The sequence below is a fragment of the Psychrobacter sp. D2 genome, assembly GCF_013608135.1.
GTDB lineage: Bacteria > Pseudomonadota > Gammaproteobacteria > Pseudomonadales > Moraxellaceae > Psychrobacter > Psychrobacter cryohalolentis.
Genome location: NZ_JACDXZ010000001.1, coordinates 619,191 through 627,596 on the forward strand (window position 1 = coordinate 619,191; position 8,406 = coordinate 627,596).

Below are 8,406 nucleotides of genomic sequence, written 5' to 3' on the forward strand. Positions count from 1 at the left end.
GATGTGTACGACCTAAAATGATAATTCATAAAAAAAAGAACCCAAATCAACTGAGTTCTTTTTATCATTGTAACTATTGTAGTTACTAGAAATTTATTTTACTTCTGAGGTTACTTCGCTATCGACATTACCATGGGTCGCTTTAGAATATGGGCAGACCTTATTGGCTTTCTCAACCAATTGCTGAAACTCATCCGCTGATAGCTCTGTATTTTCACCGATAACGTGAATTTTAACAGCCAATTTAAAGTCTAGACCTTCACCTTTCTTTAAATCTACTGATACTTCAGTAGTAGAATCAAACTTTGCTTTTTCTGCCCCTTTAACGGCACCAAGTGCACCATCAAAACAAGCCGCATAGCCCATAGCGAACAGTTGCTCTGGGTTATTACCGTCTTTACCAGAACCAGGTGCAACCATATTGATGGTTAAATCGCTGTCTTGTACGCTAGCTTTACCTGCACGGCCACCAGTGACAGATGCTTTAGTCGAATATAGGGTTTCCATAATGTATCCTTTTATATAAATTGTTTTCCATCATTTCTAGATAGTATTTTTGAGTCTTGTTATAGCTAGTTATAAAATAGCCCATCTAGCATACCAGAGGACAAGGCAAGCTTTATATAGGGGCAGTAAAAGTATGATATGAATTTGTAAGTTTACCTTTTAAGTTTGTGAAACAAAACCTAAGTTTGCTATAACTCATCGTTACAGTAGGGTAAACTAAGCGTATAAATCGGATTTATAACAATCATAATTATTAGTACCAATATTTAAAGAGGACGTTTTAAGATGAATAAATTAGTAATGACACCTATTGCATTATGTTTAATGACATTTAGCCTTGCGGGCTGCGGCGAGGGTGAAGATGCTATTTTTGGTTCAGGCGGTAGTAATGAGTTGATAGTAAGCAGCTTTGAAGGTAACGCTAACAATATTGCCCGTATCAACGAAAAATACCGTACAGGAGAGCACAATAGTGAAGTTATCAATATTATAGGCAACTATAATAGCCAAGGAATTAATACGCTAGATAAAACTGTTTTGCTAAACAGTTTTGAGGGAACGCTAGAAAATAGATATATTGAGGTAAATAATCTTACGGTCAAACGCCCTATTTATCTTAAAAATAGCAATACTGTTATAGATTATAGAATTACTTATAATAAAGTTGATTTATCAGGACGCAAAGCTGATAGCTATAAAGCTGGAAGCAATACAAAAAACAGCTCTGGTATCCGTACTGCCTTAAACACTTACTCAAAAATATCAGCTAACAATGTTAATGCTGCCTTTCCAGAGGGTTCTATTTGTTATATCCCATCAATCACCAGTGAGCGTGAGTTTTTAGCATTTAACGCCAAAAACGAAACCAATTATCGAACACTTAATGACTGGCTTAATGTCGCGAAAAATCGCTTTAACGACAATCGTCCATCGCAAACCAAAGAAGGCTTTGGAGTCGGAATAAGTAATCGTCAAACAGCGTCACAGATTAAGTTTTTTGCCACAAACGACGATCCAGAATATATTTATAGTGCTGTTGTATATTCCTACAATAATAGTAGTAATCGTATATATGAGACTGATTATGTTGCTAGTGGCAAAACTGAAGCGAATTCGGATGAGCGTAATGGTGTAGTTGATTGCAAGTTATATAACGATGTTGCCGCCGACTTTTTAGCCACGCAAATCACAAAATATTATTAAGCTCAAAAAGTCATAAACACTCTCTATTTGCTTGATAGAGAGTGTTTTTTTATACGCTAATTCTGCACCTTGACGCTAAATCCGCTACAATATGCCCATTGTTTACACTATTTATTTAGATTGATTTCTAAATGACACAACGTTGAAGCCAATAATTATGAGCGTAGATCCAAAGAAATTAAATAAAGAAGTGGCCAAGCGCCGCACTTTTGCCATCATCTCGCATCCTGATGCTGGTAAGACTACGATGACCGAAAAGCTGCTGCTATGGGGTAAAGCGATTCAAGTAGTGGGCGAGGTCAAAGGTCGTAAAACCGACCGCCATGCGACATCTGATTGGATGAGTATGGAGCAGGAGCGTGGTATTTCTATTACCACCTCGGTCATGCAGTTCCCTTATAAAGAACATATGGTCAACCTGCTAGATACACCGGGTCACGCTGACTTTAGTGAAGATACCTATCGTACTCTGACCGCTGTAGACAGTGCGCTGATGATGGTCGATGGCGCAAAAGGTGTCGAAGAACGTACCATCAAATTGATGGAGGTTTGCCGAATGCGTGATACGCCCATCATCTCATTCGTCAATAAACTTGACCGCCAGATTCGTGAGCCGCTTGAGCTATTGAGTGAAATCGAAGCGGTATTAAAGATTAAATGTATTCCCGTCACTTGGCCTATCGGTATGGGACAGGATTTCGTTGGTGTCTATCATTTAACCGAAAACAAAACCTATTTTTATGAGAAAGGTCATGGCGGTGATATGACGGTCGCTGAGACGCGCGAAGGCTATGATTATCCTGATATCCGTGAGCGCTTAGGCGCTTTAATGTTCGCCTCGTTTGAAGAGTCATTAGAATTGGTACAAATGGCGCTAGAAGACTTCGATGTTGAAGAGTTTTTAGCCGGTGAGATGACACCCGTATTGTTCGGTACAGCGCTAGGTAACTTTGGCGTCAATATGGTACTTGATACTTTAATCAAATATGCGCCGCCACCAAAAGCGCATCCGACCAATGAACGTGAAGTAGCTGCGACTGAGACAGCGTTTAGTGGTTTTGTCTTTAAGATTCAGGCAAACATGGATCCGCGTCATCGTGATCGCATTGCATTTTTACGTGTCTGCTCAGGCAAGTATGAAAAAGGCATGAAATTGAAGCATGTGCGTTTGGGTAAGGATGTACGTATTGCCGATGCACTGACCTTTTTGGCAGGTGATCGAGAAGCACTAGAAGAAGCCTATCCGGGTGATATTATTGGTTTGCATAATCACGGTACGATTTCTATTGGTGATAGCTTCACTGAAGGCGAAGAGCTGAATTTTACTGGTATCCCACATTTTGCTCCTGAGCTGTTCCGCCGTGTCATTCTAAAAGATCCGCTCAAATCAAAAGCCCTGCAAAAAGGTCTACAGCAGTTGAGTGAAGAGGGTGCAACACAGGTCTTTATGCCGCAGATTAATAATGATTTAATCTTGGGCGCGGTCGGTGTACTACAGTTCGAAGTGGTCGCCCATCGTCTCAAAGAAGAGTACAAAGTACAGTGTATCTTTGAGCCAGTATCGATTGCGACCGTTCGCTGGATACATTGCGATGACGAAGTGGCGTTAGCCAAGTTTAAGCGCAAAGCCCATGACCAACTATCGCTAGATGGCGGTGGTCATCTGACTTATCTTGCGCCATCACGGGTGAACTTGCAGCTGATGCAAGATCGCTATCCAGAAGTGACGTTTAGCAATACGCGTGAGCACTAAAATCCATTATTCCACTTTGCTTAATCTTAAAAGACACGTTATCGTGTCTTTTTTATTAGCTTATCAAACAGCGTATTATTGATTCTAATCCCTATGAATCTAGAAAAAACACGAACAGTGTTCCTACAATATAGGACAAAGGTTACGGTAGAATATCAGTAAATCTTATAGATATATTAAAGAGGCTATATGAAAACTGCTAATCAACGTCCTATTATTGAGTCACAATCAGTCCAGCAATCTTCTACGGATGCAGGTAGGCTGCGTTTATTGTCAATAGTAAGTAGTGGGTTGCTGTTTGGCGCGTTAAGCTTCTCAGCATATGCCGGTAGCCTTTTTAGTAGCACAGAGTATCTCGATTATCAGTTACCCAAAAAACTACAAGAAACCTGCACGGCGCGTGATAACTGTCCGGAGATTGAAGTTAAATATCTTAAAACCAATCACAAATGGATAAACGATATCACCAATCAGCGTATCAATACGCTGGTTGTAAATAGTAAACCCTCTGAATCTGCGCCTATCACTACCAAAGCCACTCCAGCTGCTGTCAAAAACGCGCTTGATGGTTTTGCTGCCTCGCAATTGAATGAGCTACCGAGTGACAGTGCGTTTGCTTACAGCCTAACGGTGACACCTGAATATGTGGGTCATATTAATGATTTTGAGACGTTCGAGATAAGCTCATATGTCTTTACTGGCGGCGCACATGGAATGCCATATAGCGAATATCTAGTGTTTGATCAAAAGACGAAAAAGCAAACAAAACTGGTGGATATGCTGCAAAGCGGTAAAAAGCCACAGTTTAAGGCGCTTGCCTATAATGCTTATAAAGACTGGGTGAAAACGGTCGATAAAGATGTGAAAAACTACGAAAAAAATTGGCCATTTACCTTAAGTGATAACGTCACATTGACGGATAAAGGGATTGATATTCGTTATCAGCATTATGCTATCGCTCCCTATGCCTATGGTATGCCAGTGCTTAGCATTCCTTATAGTAAGCTTAGCGGTATCATACAACCGCGCTTTATCCCTAAATAATATAGCTATAAACGTCAGATACAATAGGATGGATCAGCTAATGACCATCATGAGATATTTAATAATAAATAAGGAGTCATCGCATGACAAACGATATTGATAGTATGAATGCCACAACGACCAATACATGGCAGTTGAATGCCTTGACAGAGGCACTTGGTGATCTGACATTAACAGTCACTGAAAGCCTCTCTGTGGGCCGTGGTAATGATAATGATCTGGTACTAGGTAGCAAGCAAATTTCACGCAATCATGCACAACTGAGTGTCTTAAACGGTCAGCTATACGTAAAAGATCTAGAGTCGTCAAATGGCACTTTTATTAATGATGAGCGTATTGCTGCCAATGAATCGAAGCAGTTAGCAGCAGAGGATACGCTTGGGTTTGCAAGCTTTATTTTTCAGGTAAGTAAGCCAGTGGCTGCTACTGTTATTCATGAACAAGTAGAGATTGATAAACCAACGTTAATGTTGAGTCCTGATACTGAGATAGCACCTATCGTTGAAGCAGAGCCAGTCGTCAAAGAAACGATAATCGAAGAGATATTACCTGTCGAAAATTCTTTAGAAGCAATGCCTATTGCTGCTGTGCAAGCAGAACCGATTGTTAGCGCTGCTCAAACAGATGAGCCAGTGATCAAAGAAACAGGCATCACTGATATCTTAGCCGCCGCAGATAAAGCTGAACCTGTATTGAGCGAAGTAGAATATAGTCCTACTGAAACCTCAAGTGTCCCTAGTGTGGCTGCTGAGGACGAAGTAATAGATTCTATCTCAACCGAAACTACATCAACGCCTTCTGCTCATCAAGAATCACTTGTAGAGCAGCCCGTCTTAGCTGATGAGTCTTTGCTACATAAAGACGCTGTATCCGAAACCCTTTCAGAAACGTCTCCTGTAAGTGAGGCGCCAGTCATTGAAGCAGCTATTGAACCAGAGCATGACAAAACCACCAAGACGGCCTTGCAAGAAGAAGCAGATCCAGATGTACTGCGTGCTAAACAGGCAGCCACTTCACAGTTTTCGGGCACAGCCAATCTAGGTCAATCTCGCGATTTGGGTACTACAGGCAATAATGCGATGGATCAAGCACTGAATAACCCTGCTACTACTGGAGCAGTTGAAAAGAAACCGAGTGGTAGTTGGTTTATATGGGTGTTTGTCGCGATTATTATTATTGGCTTGGCCCTATGGTTGTTTAATACAGGCATGGTATAGCCAATTTTTAACAAGAGAGCTATCTTTGTTTATTTAAATAATAAATTGGCCAACTGGTAAAAGTTGTAGTTGATTTGCTTTAAGATATTTTTGCTTTAAGAGATTAGTACTATGTTAGGATAAATTTTGCATCGCTTTAAATAGTAATTTTATAGCGAACAAGTTTTATCTTAGCATCGTAGGAATCACAAGTTTTAACGGTATCTTTTAAAAATTCTGTCGCTGATAAGTATTAGCGCTTGGCAGGTTTACACAATTATTGAAGGTTTCTAGCAATGAATAACCAATCCAAAGAAGTTAAGTGACTAGGTTTTTTGGCTAAAAGATAGACCGTTGGAATAAGAGCAGTAAAAGTAGCTATTTTCACAAAATAAAAACCCTTTTATAATCAGCTGCTTGAGATTTTTTATTAAAATAAAGTCAAAAATACTAAAAAAGGGCTTGCGCATCTCAAAATATTTGATAGAATAGCCACCACTTTGAGAGAACAAGCCGACTTAGCTCAGTTGGTAGAGCAACTGACTTGTAATCAGTAGGTCGCCAGTTCGATCCCGGCAGTCGGCACCATCTCTCTCAAAGTAGCTTTTTATGAATATGTCTTAAACTAAAGCCATTTTTGTTTAAAGCAACCTAAGGTGGGATTGGGGAGCGGTCAAACCCAACAGACTGTAAATCTGTCGCGAAAGCTTCGAAGGTTCGAATCCTTCTCCCACCACCATATTTTTCTAAGTTCGTCTTAGCGCCAAGCATACTCTATATCAATCCATGATTCTTTATCAGAGTCAACCCAGATAAGAGTAAATGCGGGTGTGGTATAATGGTAACACCTTAGCCTTCCAAGCTAATGACGCGGGTTCGATTCCCGCCACCCGCTCCATATATGTACCATTGCACAAATCATCGATACTCATCACGACAGTCAGTTATTATTGCTGTATCGTGATATTTTTTTTAGTGCAACTTAGTGGTTGGCTACTGTAGTTGTTAGAAGCACGCTCATATAGCTCAGCGGTAGAGCACTCCCTTGGTAAGGGAGAGGTCTTGAGTTCAATTCTCAATATGAGCTCCATTTATTGTTCCATTATTTATATTCGCTTTGCTAATGTTTGTCCATAGCTCAGTATTGGTATCAAAATTATAAAATATCGAAAATTATACATACAGTGTGGCAGAGAATAATTCAAAGGTGACACTGAGGTGTTGCCTTTTTGCGCTGTCAGTTTATTAGTAGGTGTTATCTTTATCTAATAAATGAGCTGTATAAAGAATTAAATGAATAAGAGTTAGATAAAGTAGTGCAATAGCAGTACTGTATATTAACTTGTCATGTTCAACAGATTGAAAAGCACGTATAATGCCTCTATTTATACGCTTAACAGCTAAAATATCGAATACAAAGATAGTATAGCGTTATAGCTAGTATTTTAATAAATATTGGTTTAATAGAAAAAACACAGTGTCAACGGTTTGATGGTCATACATCATAAGCCGTCAAACAGTTATTTACCGATCTTTGATTGATAAATATTCACCAAAAAAAGAGGAAATACCCATGGCAAAGGCCAAGTTTGAACGTCTAAAACCACATGTTAACGTCGGCACCATCGGACACGTTGACCACGGTAAAACCACCCTTACCGCTGCAATCGCAACCGTAGCTGCAATCACTTCAGGTGGCGAAGCCAAAGACTACGCGTCTATTGACTCAGCACCAGAAGAAAAAGCACGTGGCATCACCATCAACACCTCACACGTAGAATATGACACCCCATCACGTCATTACGCTCACGTTGATTGCCCAGGTCACGCCGATTATGTTAAAAACATGATCACTGGTGCGGCTCAGATGGATGGCGCAATCCTAGTTGTATCAGCAACTGACGGCCCTATGCCACAAACCCGTGAGCATATCCTGCTTTCACGTCAGGTTGGCGTACCGTACATCGTTGTATTCATGAACAAATGTGACGTTGTTGATGACGAAGAATTGCTTGAACTCGTAGAAATGGAAGTTCGTGAATTATTAAGCGACTATGACTTCCCAGGTGATGACACCCCAATCATCCATGGTTCTGCAACTGAAGCCCTAAAAGGCTCACAAGAAAAATATGGTCAACCAGCCGTTGTAGAACTATTAAACGTTCTTGACACCTACATCCCAGAGCCAGAGCGTGACATCGACAAAGCATTCCTAATGCCAATCGAAGACGTATTCTCAATCTCAGGTCGTGGTACTGTTGTAACTGGCCGTGTTGAATCTGGTATCGTACGCGTTGGCGACGAAATCGAAATCGTCGGTATCCGTGACACTCAAAAAACCACCTGTACGGGTGTAGAGATGTTCCGTAAACTGCTTGACGAAGGTCGTGCAGGCGAAAACTGTGGCGTACTACTACGTGGTACTAAGCGTGAAGACGTACAACGTGGCCAAGTACTTGCTAAGCCAGGTTCAATCACTCCTCATACCAAGTTTGACGCTGAAGTATATGTGTTGAGCAAAGAAGAGGGTGGTCGTCACACACCATTCCTAAACGGCTATCGTCCACAGTTCTACTTCCGTACCACTGACGTAACTGGCGCAATCCAATTACAAGACGGTACTGAAATGGTTATGCCTGGTGATAACGTTGAGATGGGCGTAGAGCTTATCCACCCAATCGCTATGGACAAAGGTCTTCGCTT

The 8,406-nt window shown here is 40.8% G+C and carries 6 protein-coding genes and 4 tRNA genes; 9 read left to right on the plus strand and 1 reads right to left on the minus strand.

Annotation, left to right across the window (positions count from 1 at the left end; genetic code table 11):
- Positions 1-93: 93 nt before the first annotated feature.
- Positions 94-507: an Ohr family peroxiredoxin gene (locus H0262_RS02650; RefSeq protein WP_011512788.1), complete on the minus strand. Its 414-nt coding sequence runs from the start codon at positions 505-507 to the stop codon at positions 94-96.
- 285 nt (positions 508-792) lie between these two features.
- On the opposite strand from H0262_RS02650, the gene H0262_RS02655 reads away from it, so the two are divergent.
- The 9 genes from H0262_RS02655 to tuf form a co-directional block, all read left to right on the plus strand.
- Positions 793-1,710, plus strand: coding sequence for a hypothetical protein (locus H0262_RS02655; RefSeq protein ID WP_181209590.1), 918 nt, complete (start codon positions 793-795; stop codon positions 1,708-1,710).
- A gap of 157 nt (positions 1,711-1,867) precedes the next feature.
- Positions 1,868-3,463, plus strand: a complete 1,596-nt coding sequence (locus H0262_RS02660; protein ID WP_181209591.1) for a peptide chain release factor 3 — start codon at positions 1,868-1,870, stop codon at positions 3,461-3,463.
- Positions 3,464-3,652: 189 nt separating this feature from the next.
- On the plus strand, positions 3,653-4,507 hold the full coding sequence (locus tag H0262_RS02665) for an RsiV family protein (RefSeq protein ID WP_181209592.1): 855 nt from the start codon (positions 3,653-3,655) through the stop codon (positions 4,505-4,507).
- An 83-nt stretch (positions 4,508-4,590) separates the two neighbouring features.
- Positions 4,591-5,724: an FHA domain-containing protein gene (locus tag H0262_RS02670; RefSeq protein ID WP_181209593.1), complete on the plus strand. Its 1,134-nt coding sequence runs from the start codon at positions 4,591-4,593 to the stop codon at positions 5,722-5,724.
- Positions 5,725-6,215: 491 nt separating this feature from the next.
- Positions 6,216-6,291: transfer RNA gene (locus H0262_RS02675), tRNA-Thr, on the plus strand.
- A 67-nt stretch (positions 6,292-6,358) separates the two neighbouring features.
- A tRNA-Tyr gene (locus H0262_RS02680) sits at positions 6,359-6,442 on the plus strand.
- 85 nt (positions 6,443-6,527) lie between these two features.
- Positions 6,528-6,601: transfer RNA gene (locus H0262_RS02685), tRNA-Gly, on the plus strand.
- Between the two features lie 117 nt (positions 6,602-6,718).
- Positions 6,719-6,793, plus strand: a tRNA-Thr gene (locus H0262_RS02690).
- Between the two features lie 483 nt (positions 6,794-7,276).
- The coding region (gene tuf / locus H0262_RS02695; protein WP_181209594.1) for an elongation factor Tu at positions 7,277-8,406 on the plus strand (1,130 nt) is incomplete at its 3' end.